Below are 18,248 nucleotides of genomic sequence, written 5' to 3'. Positions count from 1 at the left end.
CGAAATCCATTCCTAATTACCCTTCCCTGCTTCAAGGGAGGGGCGGGGTGGGTCACTCAGGGGTGGCGCGATGCGACGGGGATAGGTATAAGAAGGAATGTAACCCAATGCAGTGGCAATGGTGGGAGCAATCACAGCCCGCGTCGCCTTGGGAGAACATGGAGACGGACGCCGTTCTGTTCGCGGATATTCGCGATGGCCGGCGTCCGTCTCCCGTTGTCCGGGTCTACAAATGGGATCGCCCGAGCGTGACGATTGGGCGGCTTCAGAACGAAGAGGATGTCCGGGCGCAATATCCCGATCTGCCGATCGTGCGCCGTCCCACGGGGGGCCGCGCGGTCGTGCATGGCGATGATCTGACCGTCTCGGTCGTAACGCGTGATGAGTGGCTGCCGATCGCGCAAAAACGCTCGGTTCTGTCTTCGTATCGCCAGATTTTGTCGGGTGTTATGTCCGCGCTGGAGATGGCGGGTCTGCAAACGGATCTAGGTTTAGGGAACGCGCGCGAGGCCGGGCCGCGTAGTATTGATTGTTTCGCCTCCACGGCATCGTGCGATGTCGCGGAGCGCGGCACGGGGCGCAAAGTGCTCGGCAGCGCGCAGCGCCGGGAGCATGGCGCAATCTTACAGCAAATGACCCTCGCGTCCAACCTGGTAATTGACCATAATGTATTTACAAGGTCACTCAAAGACTGTTTGACGGAACCGCTGGGCGCTGGGAGTTGGGCCAACTTCGTTGACAGCGAATCCGTGCTATGCTATACTGAAGAACAGGGTCCACAAGGACTGTTAAGGAGACACGTGGCCCATGGCGCGTAAAATTCTCACGTGCGACGATGAGAAACACATCGTCCGCTTGATTCAAGTCAATCTGGAGCGTCAAGGCTATGAGGTGCTCACGGCCTACAACGGCGCCGAGTGCCTGGCGAGCGTCGCGGAAAACAAGCCCGACCTGATCGTTCTGGATGTGATGATGCCCGAAATGACGGGCTTTGAGGTTCTGGAAAAGCTGAAGACGAATCCAGAAACTGAGAAGATCCCGGTAATTATGCTGACCGCCCGCGCGCAGGACGCCGACGTTTTGCGTGGATGGCAATCTGGTGTCGAGTGCTACCTGACGAAGCCGTTTAATCCTATGGAGCTGATCGCATTCGTCAAGCGCATCTTTTCAATGGAAGACAGCCAAAACGATGAAAAACGGTACACAATCTAATAAATTGACTCTCGTGGATAAAAATGGCGAGGAGATTCCCGTGAAAGCTTCCGTGGACGATCTCAGTGTAGAGTATATTCCAGGCGAATCCGAGCCGGCTTACGAGGCGTCATTGAGCAATGTGCTGAACAACAAAGTACTGTTCGTCGTGGTCAGCGTCGCCTGCGCCACCGCCGCGATCGCCGCCGGCAGCTATGCCGTCTGGCTTTCGCGCCGCAAAGTCGCCCAGGAAGCTTTGACAAACGTCCAGGACCTCCTGGAGACGTGCCAGGACCGTATGTCGCAAATGGAGCAGGATCTGAACGCCATCACGCAGCGGCACTCACAGTCCACCGCGTAGTCCGTCCCCAAGCATTGTAAAAAGAGTAGGGCGACCGGAGCATTTGCTCCGGCCGCCCTTTTGCGTCAGCCGATACCGTCTTGAGCGACTATGATTTCCAGAATATTGTCTGGGAATCACGAAGCGTCTTTGCCGGCTGGCCCGGGGCCGTGCCGTAATTGCTGCTGTCGGACAGCCAGAGGTTCGTTTGTCCGGAGCCGCCACTGGTTTGGTCGAGCGTCGCCAATGGCTTCATGGCTTTGACGTGTCCATCGATGAATAGGAAGTTCGCCATACCGGTGTGCCCTGCAAACAGGTTGCCAACATTCGGGCTGTTTGGCGTCGGCTGATCCCAGGCGTTAAAGCCACCCGAAATATTCGGATCGAAGTCCGTAAACATGGAAGTCGACTCAACAAGCGCAATCAGCTGAGCCGGCGCCTGGAAGCTGGCGATAGCCGCCGGAACATCAAGAAATGGACCCTTTCCATCGCCTAACGGCCCGGATAGATACTGCCCACTCCCATCACGCCCGTAACGCTGGGCCGCATTAGCGCCATAGGAGACATAGGATTTGCTGTCTGGCGGCGCGCCGCAGCAGGTGATGTAATTATGCTCCGGGTTGGAAGGACATTGGGTGACCTGGCCGCTCTTGACATACGACTGGAGTATGTCCAAATAGGAATACTGGCCGACATTGCCATTATTGCGCGGAACCATGATCTCGTCGTAATCCTGAGTGTACTGGAGGAAAGCCAGTCCAAGCTGCTTCATATTTGAAGCACAGGAAGTCTGTCGGGCCTTCTCACGGGCCTTGGCGAACACAGGAAACAGGATAGCGGCGAGAATAGCGATTATAGCGATGACAACTAGCAATTCAATGAGTGTGAAGCCTTGTCGCTTCGATGCGCAGAACTTTTGGGACATTGCAGATTTTCCTTAATACGTTCAGACATTCTGAATGATAAGCAATGGTACCGTAGAGAACACGTATCGTCAATTAGGAAAATGTGCTCTTGGATGTCATTTTGTGATATAGGTGAAAGGAACTGTCGAAAACGCGTTTGACGCCACACGGAAATCAGGCCGGCCATAGCATTACTTATGGCCGGCCTGATTTGTGAGTCTGGGTTAGGCGTCCAAGACGCCGTCCGGCAGATCGGAGGGCAGGGGAGCCGGCCGCTCGGCGGCGCCGTTGATCTCGCGCGCCTGTCCATCCTTTGCGGAGTCCAGGAATCCGTGCATGGCGGAGAGGACCTGGAAGGCGAGGGCGCCTGAGGCGCGGTGCGGCCGGCCGGAGCGGATGGCGTAGGCGAGATCGACCACGCCGATGCCCCAGCGGTCGCCCTCGCTGTTATTGTGGGTCAAGGGGACTTCGTGACGCTCCGATTCGCCCACCTTTTGCACGTACACAGGGCCTCGCAGACTGTTCGGATCGGGAACGGTCAGAGTGCCTTCCGTGCCGAAGATCTGAATGTTCGGGTAACTCGCGTGCCAGATTGCGAATGATGTGATGATCGTGCCAATCGCGCCGCTCTGAAACTGGATCGTGCCGGCGACATGGTCCGGCGTCTCGACGGTCATCTTCGTCCCATTCTTCGGCTGACTGGTGATCGTGCGCTCGGTTTCCGTGATCGCCGCCGCGCCGGAGACGCGCTTGATACCGCCCAGCAGTGAAATCAGGGCCGTCAGATAGTAGGGGCCCATGTCCATCATTGGACCGCCGCCGATTTTATAGTAGAACTCAGGATCCGGATGCCAGCTCTCATGGCCATGACAGAGCATAAAGGCTGTCGCGGCGGCGGGACGTCCAATTGCACCCTGGTCAATCAGCTGGCGGCATGTTTGCAGGCCGCCGCCCAGGAATGTCCCTGGAGCGCAGCCGACACGGACACCGGCAGCCTCGGCGGCGTCAAGCGCCTCACGAGCCTCGGCAATGGTCACGGTCAGCGGCTTTTCATTATAAACATGCTTTCCGGCCTTGATCGCAGCCAGCGTGACGGCGTAATGCGCCTGCGGGGTCGTCAGGTTCACGACGATCTCGACGTCGGGATCGGCAAGCAGACCATCCACATCCGTCGCCTTTGGAACACCGAACTCCTCGGCGCGCGCCTGCGCGCGGGCGGGGTCAATGTCAGCGACGGCGACACACGTCACGGCTTCATAATTCTGAAACGTCTTCAAATAAGACGCGCTGATATTTCCGCAGCCAATAATTCCAATCCGAACCGGGTTTTCAAATGACACTGATAAGCACCTCGATGTTGTACTGTGCGCTATATTCGCAGTACGCCACGCACATTCCTACATGATTTGTTGATTTTGGTGAAATATTTCAATTATCACGAAATGATCGAATGAACTCATGCCAAAGCTCCTCTGAAATCTGAGTGTATTTTGGTTCCGATAATATATATTATGTTAGATGCGCCCACAGAGAGTACCCTTGGCGGCGTTCTGAAACTTCGATCGCCGAGCTTAGAGACGAATGAAAACGCCTTCCATTACGCGCCTTTAAGTTTGGAAGAAATTATCGATCGTTGGATCATAAACTAATTGACCTCGAGGCGGCTGCTCACATGCGCGCCAACTCGAACACTGCCTTTCGCCGCATGATGATCTTCTGTATCTGGATCACTGATATTGACCGTGGCCCCATGAGAATCGATCGCAGTTACTGTCAGACAAAGAAATGTATGATCGATATGCAGGTTCATTCCGCAGCGCAGTCCTGTGGCGGCGCCAATATCAACCATTTCCGTATGGTCGTTAATCACGCGTGTCACTTTTCCATGAAGCGCATTTGGCAGCAGATATCCACGCCACTGAGCCGAAACGTCTGGAGCCTCACTCGTGAGCGGAAACTTCTCATTACCGTCCAGCAGCCATTCTGATCGAAAAGCGTCGTTTTTGACGAACTCGCCATCGTTCACCGAACTGCAAAATGCGATCATGTCGGCGGACGCAATCAGATAATGTCGCTTCCCCCAGGTCACCGCCTGGTATTCCTTCGGCTGAGATGAACGGTCTCTCATCAATTGTATTGCGTTATGGGCAAGCCGGAACGAACCTCTATGGGTCTCGTCCGATTCGCGTCCCATATCGCCATAATGATCGATTTGGTAACTGCCGTACCAGCTTATGGTCAACTCTCGATGCCCCATGCCGGCTCCGGTGATGTATACGCCAGTGAACTTGCTGGCGTTTCCGGGATATGGATGCTGGAGCATCCAAAGCCCCGCACAGACGCACAGAGCAGCTCCGCTGGCCCCATATAACCATTTCTTTCTAATCTTGATCATATTTTTGCTAAGGCGTCTTTATCGCAAAAGAGTTATTCCCCAAGTCGTTCTAGGTAGCTCCGGTGGAGCTTCTTCTTGAAGTACCATCCTTTTGTATTCGCCATTCGCACCAACATATTCTTGAATTTTAAGAATCGTTTTCATTTTCGCCGATGGATCAGTCACGAATATCCACCGGTTGACGATTCTTCTCATATGATGCCTCTATGCAGTTATTTCAGAGCTCAATGTATCCATGCTTAACCCGCGCCAGCCAATATCCACGCCAGTGGACCGGCGCATCCGAAGGCTTTTTCATAATGGGATAGTAGCCATCGCCTTGTTTCAAGAAATAAGAAGGCAGCGTGTCATTTAATAGGAAGTCCTCGTCGTCGTTCACCAAGGCGCAGAACGATTGCATGAGATTTGTCTGAACCAGGTAATGCGATTTTCCACGCTGGATGGGATAGAATTCATAGGCGCCTAAGCTCAGGCTGGAATGAACGCTATCGCTGCTCGGCAACAGCTTGACGACGCCGTTAATGAATCGGACCAATCCATGCGAGGTTTTGTAGGGCTCTATGCTCAAATCACCGTACAATTTGTATTCATAAGTGCTGTCGTTATTAATAGTTATTCTCTCATAGCCCGCAGTAACATATTCACCTGATATTTCTCGAACATTTCCATGGTAAGGATGCAGGAGCATCCATATCCCTGTACAGGCGCACAGGATTACCCCACCCGTTCCATTTAGCCAATTCCTTCTTATCTTGTTAATCTGGGCCATATTATCGCTACGACACGCACTTGAGCGGCTATCTGTCTGCTTCGTCTTTGTACCGGCTTATCACGCTTGCTCCGACCTTAAGCGGCGATGCTGGACGTGGGACAGGCGACTCAAAGCGGCGCACTTTTGCGCTATGCATATCACACGCAATGACTTCGAATGGCTCTCCCGATTTTTCTTCAATGAGCTCCATACCAGGCTTCAGTCCATCAGACGATCCAACGTCGATCATGGCGCTTTTGTTGTTGATCATGCGTATGACGCGCCCTTGAACGATCTTGGTCAGCAAATAACCTTTCCATTTGACCGGCACGTCTGGAGGCGTCGTCGGTATGAAGATAGTATTCGCTCCAGGAGCCAAACAGAGAAAGGCTGTTGCCACCACTGTTGATTTCATTGCAAAATCCCAGCATCCGGTCTGCTGCAACCAAATATCGCCGCTTTCCCCATCGCACTGCATAATATTCATGGGCGCCAAAGCGCAATTCTTGTTGACTTCGACGTCCTTGAGGCATTAGCTTGATAAGGCGATTTACGAAAGTAAACGATCCATGGTACGGCGTGTAGCCGCGAACTGGAATATCCCCCTGCTGATCCAGCTGAAAAGCTCCATGATTGGTGAGCGTCAAGTCGGAATGGCCCAAACCGTAATGGGCAAAGTAGGTTCCGGAAAAATCTCCAATCCCGGACGCGTTGGTATGACGGTCCGAGGCAACTACTGGCGGCGCCAGCAGGCAAAGTCCGGTAATCCATAGATACTGTTTCCAGATTTGAAGCATCGCGATAATCTCCTAACGGCGCGAGCCCTCGCGGCTGACCACCTGTGTACCGACGGTAAACCAGGTTTTCGAATGCTCATTCGGTTCAAGAAGGCGCACAACAGCGCTTTTAGGAGAACATGTGACGACTTCCACATCGCTATGTGTGTTTTCTTCGCGAAGCTTCATCCCAGGCTGTAAACCTGAGGTTGATCCAATGTCGATCGCGCCGGTTTTGTCGTCAATGATACGCGTCACTTGGCCGCGCACCACTGAAGGCAGCAAGTATGGACGCCATTCTGCGGGAACATCAGGCATCAGCGATTCGTGGGGTAATTCTTCTTCGCCAGATCGGATAAAATCAGACCTCGAGAGATCCTGATTGTATTGAGTGGCGTCGTTGACCGAATTGCAGAATTGAACCATGTCGTCGGAATTTATCAAGTAATGGCGCTTGCCCCAATGCACTGGATAGTATTCAGTCTCCATCTCCGTTTCGTGATGCCCGTTGTTGATTGTGGAGTGATTTGGAAATAGCCTCAAGACGCCGCGATTGATGCGATAAGTTCCGTTGTTGCTGTAAACTGGCGTCCTGGAAATATCCATCCAGTGCTCATAGTGAAAGCCGCCATTTTCTTCCAGGGTCAGCACCAGGCCGTCCATAGCAAGTGACTTTCGATATGATCCGGGAAAGTCCTTTACGTCGCCTGGATATGGCGGCCGACTCACGAACCAGAGGCAGACGGCCGCAATGACACAAATTCCCCCAGCCCATAAAAGATATCGTTGGTGAAATTTGTGTGGCGTCATGACGCCATTATAAGCCAATTTACGTCTGCTCGCCAGAGTTATCGAAAAATCGTGTGCAGGATACGGCGCCAGAGCGGCATTTTTAGTCGGCGGTTGATGCGGGCCAGCTCGCGCTCAGCTTCGGCGGCGTCTTCGGCGTAGGCGCGGGAGCGTTCGCGTTCGTATTCCAGGGCGGCTTGCAGGTCGGCGATATGCTGCTCTTGGGTAGCTAATAGGGCCTCATAGCGGGCAGCATCGGATGAGATAGGATTGACGCCCTGCCCCTCCATTGCCTGTGTTGCGCCTGTGTTCTCGGCGGGCGCGGATTCGCGGCGAATGAGTTGATCCCGTAGATGAGCTTTCTCTGCTAGCTTACGGAATGTTTCGGGCTTGAGATACGTTGTGGTGCGAAGACCTGTCAAGGTGCGCCGCTGTTTTGCCACCGTTTGCTCAGACGACAATTCCGTCTTGAGGTAGCGACGAATTGTGCGCTCGGAGAGGCCCAAACGATTGCACGCTTCGGTGATGGTGATGAGCTGTTCGTCGTCTGGTGTGGTCATGGCGGAGGCTTTTAGAAGGTCAAAAAAAGGCTGCGCGATTGCTCGCGCAGCCGTACTATATGGTTCGGTTTAGTGGCGGAAGTGGCGGTGACCGGTGAAGACCATGGCGATATTGTAGTTGTCCGCCATTTCAGTCGTCTCGCCGTCCTTCTTGGAGCCGCCGGGCTGGATGATCGAGGTCACGCCGGCGATGCCCGCCGCTTCAGGGCCATCCGCGAAGGGGAAGAAGGCGTCGGAGGCGAGCGCCGCGCCCTTGGCTTTTTCGCCGGCCTGCTCGACGGCGAGACGCACGCTCTGGACGCGGTTCATCTGTCCCGCCCCAACGCCGACGATCTGCCGGTCCTTGGCGATTACAATCGCGTTGGACTTGACGTGCTTAACGACCTTCCAGGCGAACAGCAGGTCTGCGACTTCGGCGTCGCTCGGGCCGCGCCGCGTCACGGTAGTCAGATCGCTCCGGCCGATTGCGTGCTTGTCCTCGGTCTGGACTAAAATACCGCCGGTGACACGCTTGATGTCGATATTCTCGCCAACTGCTTCGGCGCCGAAGGCCGCTTCCAGCAGGATGAGGTTTGCGCCCCATTGCTTCTTTTCGGTCAGGATCTTGAACGCGTCTTCATCATAGCCCGGCGCGATGATCGCTTCGAAGAAAGTATTCTTGCCGGTGATCAGCTCGGCGGTCGCGGCGTCGATCGGTCGCGATGTGGCCAAGATGCCGCCGAACGCGGAGATCGGGTCGCCGGCGCGCGCCTTGGTGAAGGCGTCGGCGAGTGTCGTGGAAACCGCGATGCCGCACGGGTTGGTGTGCTTGATGATCGCCGCCGTGGCGTCTTTCTCACCCGAGAATTCCTGAACTAGATTATAAGCGGCGTTCAGATCGTAAATGTTGTTGAACGAGAGCTCTTTGCCGTGCAGCTTGCGCGCGGAGGCGACGCCCTGCCCGCCCTGAGCCTCACGGTAAAAGGCGGCCTTCTGGTGCGGGTTCTCGCCATAGCGCAGGTCCTGCGCCTTTTCGAAGCTGAGCGTCAGCTTGGCGGGCAGGACGCTCTCGGTCCCCTCTCCTAGCTTCTTGGCGAAGTACGCCGCAATCGTGGCGTCGTAAGCCGCCGTGTGCGCGAACGCTTCGCCGGCAAGGCGCTTCAGCGTCTCGGGGTCAAGCTTACCATCATTGCGCACCAGTTCATCCAGCACTATGGTATAAGAAGATGGAGACACGACGACCGCGACGGCCGCATGGTTCTTCGCCGCCGAGCGGACCATGGAGGGGCCGCCGATATCGATGTTCTCAATCGCTTCCTCCCAGGTTACGCCCGGCTTCGCGACGGTGGCGGCGAAAGGATAGAGATTGACGACCACGATGTCGATCGGCAGGATGCCATGCTCGGCGATCTTGCTCATGTGCTCTGGCTTGGAGCGATCGGCGAGCAGGCCGCCATGGATCATCGGGTGGAGGGTCTTGACGCGGCCTTCCAGCATTTCGGGGAAGCCGGTGACGTCGGAGACGTTCTTCACAGGCAGTCCGGCGTCCGCCAGCGCCTTCGCTGTTCCGCCGGTGGAAATCAGCTCGACGCCCAGATCCGAAAGTCCCTGGGCGAATTCGATCAGCCCCGTTTTGTCCGATACACTTAACAACGCTCGTTCTACACGACGCATGGATTGATCTCTCCTATATTGAGGTCCGGGCAAAGAGCGCGGCGCCCAGTAAAAAACGCCTGGACAGACCGCGCAACAAATTGTGTTGACAGGTTGCCCAGGCGTACGGCTCGTTTCTCAGGTCGGCGTTTCATCGGGGTAAACTCCCCGCCACGCCAGTCGCGCCGACCTCCAAAGGACGCTCCGACACGGGTGTCGAAAGCTGCTTCCACATTGTAGCATTTGGCCGCGCGGGAAGTCAACGACGCCCCTCCCAATAAATTTACCGGCCAAGCATACTTTTTTTTGACGAATAAGCAGGAAATTTGGGCCTAAAGCGTGAATCTGGGCGAAATATAGTGTATTGTAAATTGTTCTAAGGAGACGCGCTTTCGTGAGCAGTAATTTAAATGTCCGATTGTCTCTCAGCCATCCATTCATTCCAAGCGCCACGCATCTGGAAGAACCCTACTACGCCTTGCTGGATATTCAGCCAGTGGAGGATGGCGCCGGCGCTGGTCGCCCCCCTCTGAACCTGGTGATCGTGCTCGACGATTCCGCGACGATGCACCACTTCCAGTTCACCGAGGAAGAAAAAGAGTATTGGATGGCCCTGGCCATTTCTCGGGACGAGATCGAGCGCGGAACCGCCGATAACCGCAGCGCCGTCTATTGGACAGGACAGACCCTGAAAGAGATGCGCTCGGCGGCGATCACTCCCATGGCGCTCGCGACCCAGGCCATCAAACAGCTTTTGTCGACCTTGACGCCGGAAGACCGCGTTTCGGTAATCATCTTCGCGGACCGTCTGCACACGCTATTCGGCGATCAGGACTGGAGCGCCTTCCCGAATCGCTGTATCGAGAACCTTGACGCCCTGCGCGAACAGCGGCTGGGGATCGATATCGGCACTGGAACGTATATGGCGGATGCGATCACTCAGGCGGGAGAATCCTTGGCGCGAAATACGTCGCCCTACAGCATTAACCGCCTGATCGTAATCACGGACGGCATCGTGCAAGATCCTGCGGTAACCCTGCAGCGCGTCACCGATGTCCAGGAGCGCGGATACGCCATCACCACTGTCGGGATCGGCGAAGAGTTTGACGAAGAGTTCTTGATCAAGATCGCGGATAACTCCCGCGGCGAATACCATTACGCCGCCGACACCACTGAGCTGGTCGCGTGCCTACAGCGGGAAGTGACCTCGCTCCAGGCCGTGTCCGTAACGGATATGTATATGGCGGTGCGCGGTTTGGAAGGCGCCATGGTCAAGGAAGCATTCCTGGTCCGGCCATCCATGACCTTGTTCGATGAGATCTATACCGAGGACGACTGGATCCGTGCGCGCATCGGCGATGTTTCTAGCGCCTCTCCCGTTGGCGTCCTCGTGCAGTTCATTCCAGGCTATACCTCGCCGGGATCTCATATGGTGGCGGAGATCATGCTCACCTGGTCTTACGCCAGCGCTACCACCGGCAGCGGCAAGGGCAATGAGAAGACAGTCGTGACGGCTGAGTTTACCAGCGACCGCGACAAGGTCGCGCTGGTGAATGCTCCCGTCATGGACCTGGTCGATCGGTTTACGGTCTACAAGTACGAGCGCGAAGCGCAGCGGGCGCAGGAGCGCGGAGATTTCGAGCTGGCGAAGGACAAGCTGGGAGCGGCGACCAAGCAGCTGCACAAGCTTGGCGAAAAGGACCTGGCGCACGACATGGAGGAGCAGCTCGCGACGATCGGCAAGCGCGGCGGCGGAGACACAGTCCGCCTCAAGCGGATCAAGTCGACCACGCGGCGCCTGGCGAACACCAACACGAGCACGGATCCCGATCGGCTCTTCTGAGATCAGGAGCGTCGGGATCGGGAAAGGACAACGTAAAGCACTATGACCGATTGGCAGTTAGGGCTGCGCGCTTTCCGAGAAGGCCGGATGCGTGAAGCGACGGATCGGCTGCGCAATGCGGCGGGAGACCGCGAGAGGACCGTGACGCAAGGCGTCCGGTTCCAAACGCTCGCGTTCCTCGGCGCGTCGCTATACGCCCTCGGACACGCCGCCGAAGCGGTGACCGCGTTCGAGGACGCGTGCCGGCTTTCATTCGCGCCAGGGCCGCCTGCGGACCTGAGCGTCAACCTGGCGAACTCTTATCTCGCGGTCGGACGGCGGGACGACGCCAAGCGCGCCCTTCAGGCAGCCTTGCGCGCCGCGCCCGGCCACGTCGAAGCCCGCATGATGCTTCAGCGACTGGAGAACAGCCCGGACGATCAGCCGCTGGTCGGCTCGGTGCTCGGCGACTCTCCGGAAGGCGTCAAGGCGTATCTGCGCACGCTCTCGTTCGCGCGTGTCGCTTCCGGCGGCTACGATCCCGCGCAGGTTCGGCAGGCGCTTTCGCAAATGGAGCGGTACATCGACTTCCTATCGGCGCAGATCGAAGAGCGAGACACCACGATCGCCAGCGACGAGGTAGAGCTGGAGCGCTACCGCAAGATGGAAGATATCATGATCGAGAAGATGATGCTGGCGCAAAGCGACCCAACCGCCCTGCGCATTCCTCAGCAGATCGCGCGTGAAAACGAAGCGAACGGCGCGGGTTTGAGTCCGATCGAGCTGCTATTTCAGAAGAAATCATAATTCAATTCGCGCTTAGCAAAACACAGGGCTGTGGTTCCATGAGAAAATATGGAACAATAGCCCTGTCGCTGCGTCTATACCAGCATCAATCTTTTCCCTAGGAACGAGAACTATTCCCCTATGCGAAATTACCGACCGACGGCCGCTCTGGCTGTTTCCATGCTTTGCTGCATCCATCCCGCCATTGCGCAAACCACGCCCAAGCCCGCCGCAGTCCAAGAATTGCGTGGGATGTGGGTGGTGAGAACCAATCTGCTCTCGCCGCAAAGCATTCAGCATGTTGTTGAGCTGGCGAAGAAGCACCACTACAATGCGCTCTTCGTGCAGGTCCGAGGACGCGGAGACGCCTTCTATCAATCGACGCTGGAACCGCGCTCAGAAGAATTAGACGGAACGCCCGCCGATTTCGATCCACTGCAAACCCTGCTTCCCCTCGCCCACCAGTCCGGCCTTCAAGTGCACGCCTGGGTCAATTCGTGTTATGTCTGGGGCTCGCCCAAGTTTCCCAAGGCCAAAAACCATATCATCAACGCACATCGCGATTGGCTTTGCCGCGACTCGAAGGGTAACTTCCTGATGACGCAGGGGAAGGAATGTGAAGGCGCCTTTCTCAGCCCGGCGAATCCGGCGGCGCGCAAGCACATCCACGATGTCTTACTCGACATCGCCACCCGTTACGATATCGACGGCATCCATCTCGACTACATCCGATATCCCAGTGCGGCTTATGATTACTCCAGCGCCGCCATGCAGCACTTCCAGCAGGACCTTACCCCTACCCTCACGCCGCAGCAAAACCGCTCACTGACAATCAAGGCCCGTCATGACCGTCTGGCGTACGTCCACGCCTTCCCAGCGCAGTTTGCGGACTTCCGGCGGCGCCAGGTCACGGAGCTGGTCCGGAGCATCTCTCAGGACGTCAAGGCCGCTAAACCATGGATCGTGATGTCCGCCGCCGTCTTCGCCGACGCGAAAGACGCGCGCGTGGCTCGGGGCCAGGATTGGAAGACATGGCTGAAGCTCGGCTACCTCGACGCCGTGGCCCCCATGGCCTACGGCGTCAGCACGCCCAAAGTCGCCCTGCAAATCGCCGACGCCGTCAAAGCCGCGCATGACGCCGGCAAGTTCGCCTACGCCGGGATCGGCGCCTGGCACATCTCCGCCGAGTCCGCCGCCGCCAAGATCAACGCCGCCCGCGCCCTCGGCGCCCAGGGTTCGATTCTGTTCAGCTACGGAGGCGTGACGAAGGACGGGGCCAACGATCTCTACTTGGACGCTCTCGACCGGCGCTGCTACACGAAACCCGCAACGCTGCCGACCATGACGTGGCTTCCGGCGCGGGATGAGGCGCAGACGGCAAAAGGGCGCACAGAATCCCCCTCCACTCCGCTCACAAAAGGTTAAATCCCCGCAATAAAAAGCACGGCTGGCGACATCGAGTCGCCAGCCGTGCTTTTTTGTGCGAATGAGACACAGCAGGCCAGATGATTGCGTTGGGAGCGCGCCTTGCGGCATTGGCGCTTCTCGGTTCCGACAAGCAAGTCAAGAGATCAACCAAAAGCGAAAGTCCTAATACTAAATTCTAATTGTATCCGAGGACGGAGAGTGGACTTTTTGATGGTTATCTGATCTACTCACAAGTAATGGAGCGAATGGCAACGGCGTGCTCTCCCCTATTCTTGAAGGATCGCAAAGCCGTGCGGAGCGGCCAGCAAGGGCGCCGGCGGCAGCGAGATCGCAAGGCCGTCCGTGGTTTGCTGGAAGTAAGCGCTTCCGTAACCCAGCAGGCGCACATCCGTCACTCGCCGTGTTCGGCCGGACGCTAGGGATCGGATTAGCGTCTTTCCGTCTTCCGGGCGGCGCATTTGGTAGGCGTACAAGGTATCCCCATTGCGGGTGAACCGGAAGTCGGTCGGCGACCAATCCACAGCGCCTTCCTTGAATGCGCCGACTTCAGCCGCAGAGCCCCCTTCTCCCGCGATATCCCACGGGCGAGAGCCGAATATTCCCTCGCCATTCACTGACATCCAGAGAGCCATTTGGTTGAGAAGGAACGTACATTCGTCGTCGATCGCACCGTCGGGACGCTGTGGAATGTTCAGCAGTAAATTGCCGTTTTTGCTGACGATGTCCACCAGCGTCTCCAGCACATGCCCGGCGGTTTTATAAACGTCCCGAACGTTATAGAACCAGTCCCCCACGCTTGTGTCCGTCTGCCATGGGTGTTCGGCGATGTCGCTGAGCTGTCCGCGTTCGACGTCGAGTACGCCGATCGTATATACGGACGGATCTGTGTCTTTTTGGTTGTAGACCGCCCGGTTAACGCCGCCATGAACCGCCGCGCTCGTATTGTACAAGTGGGCGACGATGCCCAAGCCGATTTCGCCGAACGGAACCCCGCCGTCGGAATAAAGCAGGTCCGGCTGATACTTGTCGATTACGTCCTTGATCCGGTCGAACCAATGCCGCTGAAACTCCGTGTTATCGGTGTACCAGTTTCCGTAGGGATTGTCGCCGAGCGCGAGCGCGTAACCCTGATTGCAGTGGTAAAGGTCGGCGAAGGCCGGATCGGAGCCGTCGTAAGGCGCGCCTGCGTACGGTCCGATTTTGTCGGCGCCTTTATTGGCGTCGAACCAGTTGAAGCTCGCGCCAAGATGTTCGCTAAGGCCGAACGGCAACGAGTGCGCCCGCGCGGCGTCGCGCCACAATTGGACGATATCCTGCTGCGGACCTATTTGGACGGCATTCCAGCGATTGTGCGCGCTGTCGAAGTTATCAAAGTTGTCGTGATGCATCGCCTGCCCGACAAAGTATTTGGCGCCGGCTTCCACGAAAAGCCGCATTAGACCGTGAGGATCAAAATTTTCGGCCTTCCAAAAGGGAAGGATTTCTTTATATCCAAATTTTGAGGGATGTCCATAGACGCGCCAATGATACCGGTACTGTTCGCTGCCCTCAACATACATGTGCCGGGCGTACCAGTCGCCGTACATGGGAACGGACTGCGGCCCCCAGTGCGACCAGAAGGCAAGCTTCGCATCGCGAAACCAGTCCGGGCATTCGAAACGCCTCAGAGATTCCAGTGTCGGATCAAACGGACCGGCGGCAATCTTTCTTATTAAGTCGGACATTGCAATTTCCATTTTTCTACCAAAAAATTAAAGTGGGATTCACGGATCGTCAGGAGATCGATACGGAATGCTCCCTTCGTTCGTCAAACCAGTCTTCCAGGGTCGCAACGCGCTTTGGGTGGGCTCGGCTACGCACCAGGAAGCCGGCGCCGTATTTGGTCATGGGGTCCTGGTCGGTTGACCGGATTGTGAATCAAAACAGCCAATCAAGATTTATGCATGTCGTTCTCAAACACCGACATGCATAAAATCAAGGATAGCTTCGCGTCCCCATCTGAACGCGGTGGTGGCAAATGGATAAAGTCCAGCTAATTTGTAATAGATCCGTCGTGGATGAACTGTACGGCCTCGTTGATCACGTGCAATGGGACAATCGACCACAGATATTAGTTTGTCCGGCACGGACAATTAGCCGTAGGCTTCTCAGACCTGGATTTCATATCCGGGGAACGACTTCGGAAATAAACGCCGATACAAGTTCGTTTGCAGCAAATTCTCAGGATCGTATTGATCCTTCAGCGCCCGGAACTTCTGAATTCTCTCTTCGCCCGCGAACCGCGCCACGGTGGACGGGTGCAGGAGGCTGTCTTTAGCGAAGTAGAAGCGGCCGCCGCCACCGACGACCAGCGCATCCATCTCCGCCGCGAGGCTGATGAGAGCGCCTCGGTTGGTGGCGGTCAGGGCGAAGTCGAGCGCGAAGGAATAGCCTTCGACGGCGTGCGTCATCAGGAAGTCGTCCGGGCGGTGGCGCTTGAAAACGCCGAGGTAGGGCGTCAAGCCGTAATGCTGCGCGAGGCGGATCTGTTCGGTGAAGACGGCCAGGGCGTTCTCCGCCGGCACGAAGCTCTGGTATTGGATCAGGCCGTGCGGCTTGTAACTGAGTTTCCAGTTGGGGACATAATCGAGCAAAAACGCGAAGCCGGCGTGGGTTTGGCGGTGCTTGGCTTCGTGGCTTAGTTTTTCGCTGGACAAGTACTTGGCGAAATTGATCGCGCGCATGCCGGGATCGTTGACCAGCGGCTTCATCATACGCCACATGACGGATTTAGGGACGGCGCCCGCGAAGGTGTCCGGGAGTTCTTGATTGATCACGCGCAGGGTTTGCGTGGGTTCGGGATCGACGCCCGGGGCGAGATAGTTTGCCTGGTGGATCTGGCCGCGACCGAGGCTTTCACCCGAGGCGAAGCAATCTACCCAGCCGACCAAGTAGTCAGATTCGGGAAGGCGCTGCTCGAATTGCGCGAACATCTCCGCGAATGAGCCGACGGCGATGGCGGTCACGTCCAGCAGACCGCTGTAGACGCGCTTCATTTGCAGGGTGAGCTGCGTAAACACGCCGAGCATGCCAAAGCCGCTGATGGCGCCGTGGAAGATGTCGGGGTTCTCATTGCGCGAGCAGGTCAGTTCTTCGCCGCTGGGCAGCACGATCTGGAAGCTGAGAATGTGGTCGCCGATCGGCCCGACTTTGAAGTTGTTCTTGCCGTGGATATTCATCGAGGCGCATCCGCCGAGGGTCGGGAACATGGTCCCCGGCACGACGGGCGGCCACCAGCCGTCTTCAATGATGTACTGCCACATCTGCTGCACTGTGACGCCTGGCTCAACCGTGATTCTTCCCGTTTGCGGATTCCAATCGAGAATCCGGTTCATGCGGGTCATCTCCAGCAGGAGCCCTTCGCTATTGAGTGAAGCGTCGCCATAGGAGCGGCCCGCGCCGCGCATGCCGATGGGACGTCCGGAATCGCGGGCGATCTCCAGGATTTGCTGAATCCCACGTGTGTTGACAGGGCGGTAGACGTAGCTCATGCCCGAGCAGGACATCCCCCAGCCTTCGACGCGCTCCAGACGCTCCAGCGGCAGATCCGCCTCCGGCAAAACCAATTTTGGTAGTTCCATCATATGTTCAGGTAACGGAAGATCGGCGACGGGATCGCGCGGATGATTGTCATAATCAGACGCCATTTGCCAGGGACAAACACAACATCCACGCCCTGCGCGGCGGCCGCCAGGATCGTGTCCGCCGCTTCATCCACGGAGATCATAAAGGGCATCTTGCCCAGCCCTTGAGTCATCGGCGTCTTGACCGGGCCTGGCTTCACCGTCACGACCTTGACGCCATGCCGGGCGATACGATTGCGCAGCGCTTCCAAGTACGTGTTCAGAAATGCCTTGGTGGCGCCGTAAACGGGGCTGGTGGTGCGTCCGCGCTCGCCGGCGACGCTGGAGATTCCGACAATCGTGCCGGCTTTCGCCTTGCCGAACCGTGACGCCGCTTCATTGAGCCACGCCACCGCGCCGGTCACATTGACCTCGATCATGTTGGCGTCTTTTTCCGTGCTGTACTCCTGCGGACCGACTGCGGGCATCAGTCCCGAGGCGTAAACGATCAGGTCCAAGCCGCCGAGTTCCTGGGTAATCCGCGCGAACAAAGCCGCGACCTCTTCCGTGTCGGTCACATCGTGGGGATAGGCGAAGGCGACATCAATGCCCGCTTCGCCGTTCAGAGCGTCGCGCAGCGCGTTCAGTTCCGATGCACGACGCGCGACAAGCGCTGTTTGACAGCCACCCGCCGCTAGACGACGCGCGATGGCCCCACCGATCCCCGACGAGGCTCCGACAACGATCGCGCGTTTCCAGGGAATCGTGGTCATGAGTTTGTCCGCCTTGCGGCCCAAAGGACGGCGTTGCGCAGGATGCGGCGCACGGACGGGTCGAAGTATGTGGGGAATGTCTCATGCCCCGGACGGAAGTAGAAGACACGGCCCACGCCCTCTCCCTGGTTCTGCCCTTTTCCCGAACCGCTGTGGAACTCCGGATCGATCCCCTCGCCGACCGTGACGGTGAAGCTTGGGAAATATTCCCCGCCCGTCGGGAAGTAGGATTGGAAGATCACGGCTTGCGGCGGCGGAACATCGAACGGAGCGCCGTACATCTCCTCACGCGGCAGCATGAAGTCCTCCACGCCTTCGGCGATGGGATGCTTCGGGGCGCAGACGGTGATTTCTTCCGTATCCGGGTTTTCGTCCTGCTCGCGCCAGCCGCCCTTGAGATGGCCGGTGGCGTTCAAAATACCTTTGAACGTTTTGGAGTAGTGCGCCGAATGCAGGGCGATAAAGCCCGTTCCCGCGTGGACGGCTTTCACGACGCGC

The 18,248-nt window shown here is 57.1% G+C and carries 19 protein-coding genes and 1 riboswitch; of the genes, 7 read left to right on the top strand and 12 right to left on the bottom strand.

What is annotated here, in order from left to right; translation table 11 throughout:
- The first annotated feature begins 107 nt into the window (after window positions 1-107).
- The 3 genes from ABIZ35_RS09870 to ABIZ35_RS09860 are packed head-to-tail and all read left to right on the top strand — an operon-like array spanning window position 108 to window position 1,552.
- Window positions 108-818: a hypothetical protein gene (locus tag ABIZ35_RS09870; protein WP_348219723.1), complete on the top strand. Its 711-nt coding sequence runs from the start codon at window positions 108-110 to the stop codon at window positions 816-818.
- Complete coding sequence (locus ABIZ35_RS09865; RefSeq protein ID WP_348219722.1) at window positions 808-1,212, top strand: response regulator; 405 nt, start codon at window positions 808-810, stop codon at window positions 1,210-1,212. The genes ABIZ35_RS09870 and ABIZ35_RS09865 overlap by 11 nt, the downstream gene beginning before the upstream one ends.
- A 40-nt stretch (window positions 1,213-1,252) precedes the next feature.
- On the top strand, window positions 1,253-1,552 hold the full coding sequence (locus ABIZ35_RS09860) for a hypothetical protein (RefSeq protein WP_348219721.1): 300 nt from the start codon (window positions 1,253-1,255) through the stop codon (window positions 1,550-1,552).
- Window positions 1,553-1,640: 88 nt separating this feature from the next.
- Here ABIZ35_RS09860 and ABIZ35_RS09855 read toward each other — a convergent pair whose 3' ends face one another.
- The 5 genes from ABIZ35_RS09855 to ABIZ35_RS09835 all read right to left on the bottom strand — a co-directional run bounded on the left by ABIZ35_RS09855 (window position 1,641) and on the right by ABIZ35_RS09835 (window position 6,069).
- Window positions 1,641-2,456 (bottom strand): DUF1559 domain-containing protein, encoded by an 816-nt coding sequence (locus tag ABIZ35_RS09855; protein ID WP_348219720.1) that lies wholly within the window; start codon window positions 2,454-2,456, stop codon window positions 1,641-1,643.
- Window positions 2,457-2,660: 204 nt separating this feature from the next.
- The gene (locus tag ABIZ35_RS09850; protein WP_348219719.1) at window positions 2,661-3,776 is read right to left on the bottom strand and encodes a Gfo/Idh/MocA family oxidoreductase; all 1,116 of its coding nucleotides are present in this window, start codon (window positions 3,774-3,776) and stop codon (window positions 2,661-2,663) included.
- Between the two features lie 305 nt (window positions 3,777-4,081).
- Window positions 4,082-4,693, bottom strand: coding sequence for a hypothetical protein (locus ABIZ35_RS09845; RefSeq protein ID WP_348219718.1), 612 nt, complete (start codon window positions 4,691-4,693; stop codon window positions 4,082-4,084).
- 355 nt (window positions 4,694-5,048) lie between these two features.
- Window positions 5,049-5,600: a hypothetical protein gene (locus ABIZ35_RS09840; protein ID WP_348219717.1), complete on the bottom strand. Its 552-nt coding sequence runs from the start codon at window positions 5,598-5,600 to the stop codon at window positions 5,049-5,051.
- Between the two features lie 28 nt (window positions 5,601-5,628).
- Window positions 5,629-6,069, bottom strand: a complete 441-nt coding sequence (locus ABIZ35_RS09835) for a hypothetical protein (protein WP_348219716.1) — start codon at window positions 6,067-6,069, stop codon at window positions 5,629-5,631.
- An 82-nt stretch (window positions 6,070-6,151) separates the two neighbouring features.
- On the opposite strand from ABIZ35_RS09835, the gene ABIZ35_RS09830 reads away from it, so the two are divergent.
- Complete coding sequence (locus ABIZ35_RS09830) at window positions 6,152-6,355, top strand: hypothetical protein (protein WP_348219715.1); 204 nt, start codon at window positions 6,152-6,154, stop codon at window positions 6,353-6,355.
- A 36-nt stretch (window positions 6,356-6,391) separates the two neighbouring features.
- On the opposite strand, the gene ABIZ35_RS09825 is transcribed toward ABIZ35_RS09830, so the two are convergent.
- The 3 genes from ABIZ35_RS09825 to purH form a co-directional block, all read right to left on the bottom strand.
- Window positions 6,392-7,021, bottom strand: a complete 630-nt coding sequence (locus ABIZ35_RS09825) for a hypothetical protein (protein ID WP_348219714.1) — start codon at window positions 7,019-7,021, stop codon at window positions 6,392-6,394.
- A 185-nt stretch (window positions 7,022-7,206) separates the two neighbouring features.
- The gene (locus ABIZ35_RS09820) at window positions 7,207-7,707 is read right to left on the bottom strand and encodes a hypothetical protein (RefSeq protein WP_348219713.1); all 501 of its coding nucleotides are present in this window, start codon (window positions 7,705-7,707) and stop codon (window positions 7,207-7,209) included.
- Window positions 7,708-7,776: 69 nt separating this feature from the next.
- Entirely contained in the window at window positions 7,777-9,360 is a 1,584-nt protein-coding gene (purH, locus tag ABIZ35_RS09815; protein WP_348219712.1) for a bifunctional phosphoribosylaminoimidazolecarboxamide formyltransferase/IMP cyclohydrolase, read from the bottom strand.
- An 88-nt stretch (window positions 9,361-9,448) separates the two neighbouring features.
- A riboswitch (ZMP/ZTP riboswitch) is annotated at window positions 9,449-9,533 on the bottom strand.
- Between the two features lie 200 nt (window positions 9,534-9,733).
- Here purH and ABIZ35_RS09810 point away from each other — a divergent pair.
- The 3 genes from ABIZ35_RS09810 (at window position 9,734) to ABIZ35_RS09800 (ending at window position 13,372) form a co-directional block, all read left to right on the top strand.
- Entirely contained in the window at window positions 9,734-11,182 is a 1,449-nt protein-coding gene (locus ABIZ35_RS09810) for a vWA domain-containing protein (protein ID WP_348219711.1), read from the top strand.
- Window positions 11,183-11,224: 42 nt separating this feature from the next.
- Window positions 11,225-11,968: a tetratricopeptide repeat protein gene (locus ABIZ35_RS09805; protein WP_348219710.1), complete on the top strand. Its 744-nt coding sequence runs from the start codon at window positions 11,225-11,227 to the stop codon at window positions 11,966-11,968.
- A 120-nt stretch (window positions 11,969-12,088) separates the two neighbouring features.
- On the top strand, window positions 12,089-13,372 hold the full coding sequence (locus ABIZ35_RS09800; protein WP_348219709.1) for a family 10 glycosylhydrolase: 1,284 nt from the start codon (window positions 12,089-12,091) through the stop codon (window positions 13,370-13,372).
- 269 nt (window positions 13,373-13,641) lie between these two features.
- Here the strand turns inward: ABIZ35_RS09800 and ABIZ35_RS09795 are convergent, their stop codons facing one another.
- The 4 genes from ABIZ35_RS09795 to ABIZ35_RS09780 form a co-directional block, all read right to left on the bottom strand.
- The gene (locus tag ABIZ35_RS09795; RefSeq protein ID WP_348219708.1) at window positions 13,642-15,099 is read right to left on the bottom strand and encodes an alpha-L-fucosidase; all 1,458 of its coding nucleotides are present in this window, start codon (window positions 15,097-15,099) and stop codon (window positions 13,642-13,644) included.
- Between the two features lie 423 nt (window positions 15,100-15,522).
- Window positions 15,523-16,998 carry an FAD-binding oxidoreductase gene (locus tag ABIZ35_RS09790; RefSeq protein WP_348219707.1) on the bottom strand — a complete coding sequence of 492 codons (1,476 nt, stop codon included), beginning with the start codon at window positions 16,996-16,998 and terminating at the stop codon, window positions 15,523-15,525.
- Window positions 16,995-17,750 (bottom strand): SDR family NAD(P)-dependent oxidoreductase, encoded by a 756-nt coding sequence (locus tag ABIZ35_RS09785; RefSeq protein WP_348219706.1) that lies wholly within the window; start codon window positions 17,748-17,750, stop codon window positions 16,995-16,997. The genes ABIZ35_RS09790 and ABIZ35_RS09785 overlap by 4 nt, the downstream gene beginning before the upstream one ends.
- The coding region (locus tag ABIZ35_RS09780) for a ThuA domain-containing protein (RefSeq protein ID WP_348219705.1) at window positions 17,747-18,248 on the bottom strand (502 nt) is incomplete at its 5' end. The genes ABIZ35_RS09785 and ABIZ35_RS09780, both read right to left, overlap by 4 nt.

This window comes from Capsulimonas sp. (assembly GCF_039929585.1).
Classification (GTDB): domain Bacteria; phylum Armatimonadota; class Armatimonadia; order Armatimonadales; family Capsulimonadaceae; genus Capsulimonas.
This window is presented reverse-complemented; position numbering and strand designations above follow the sequence as displayed.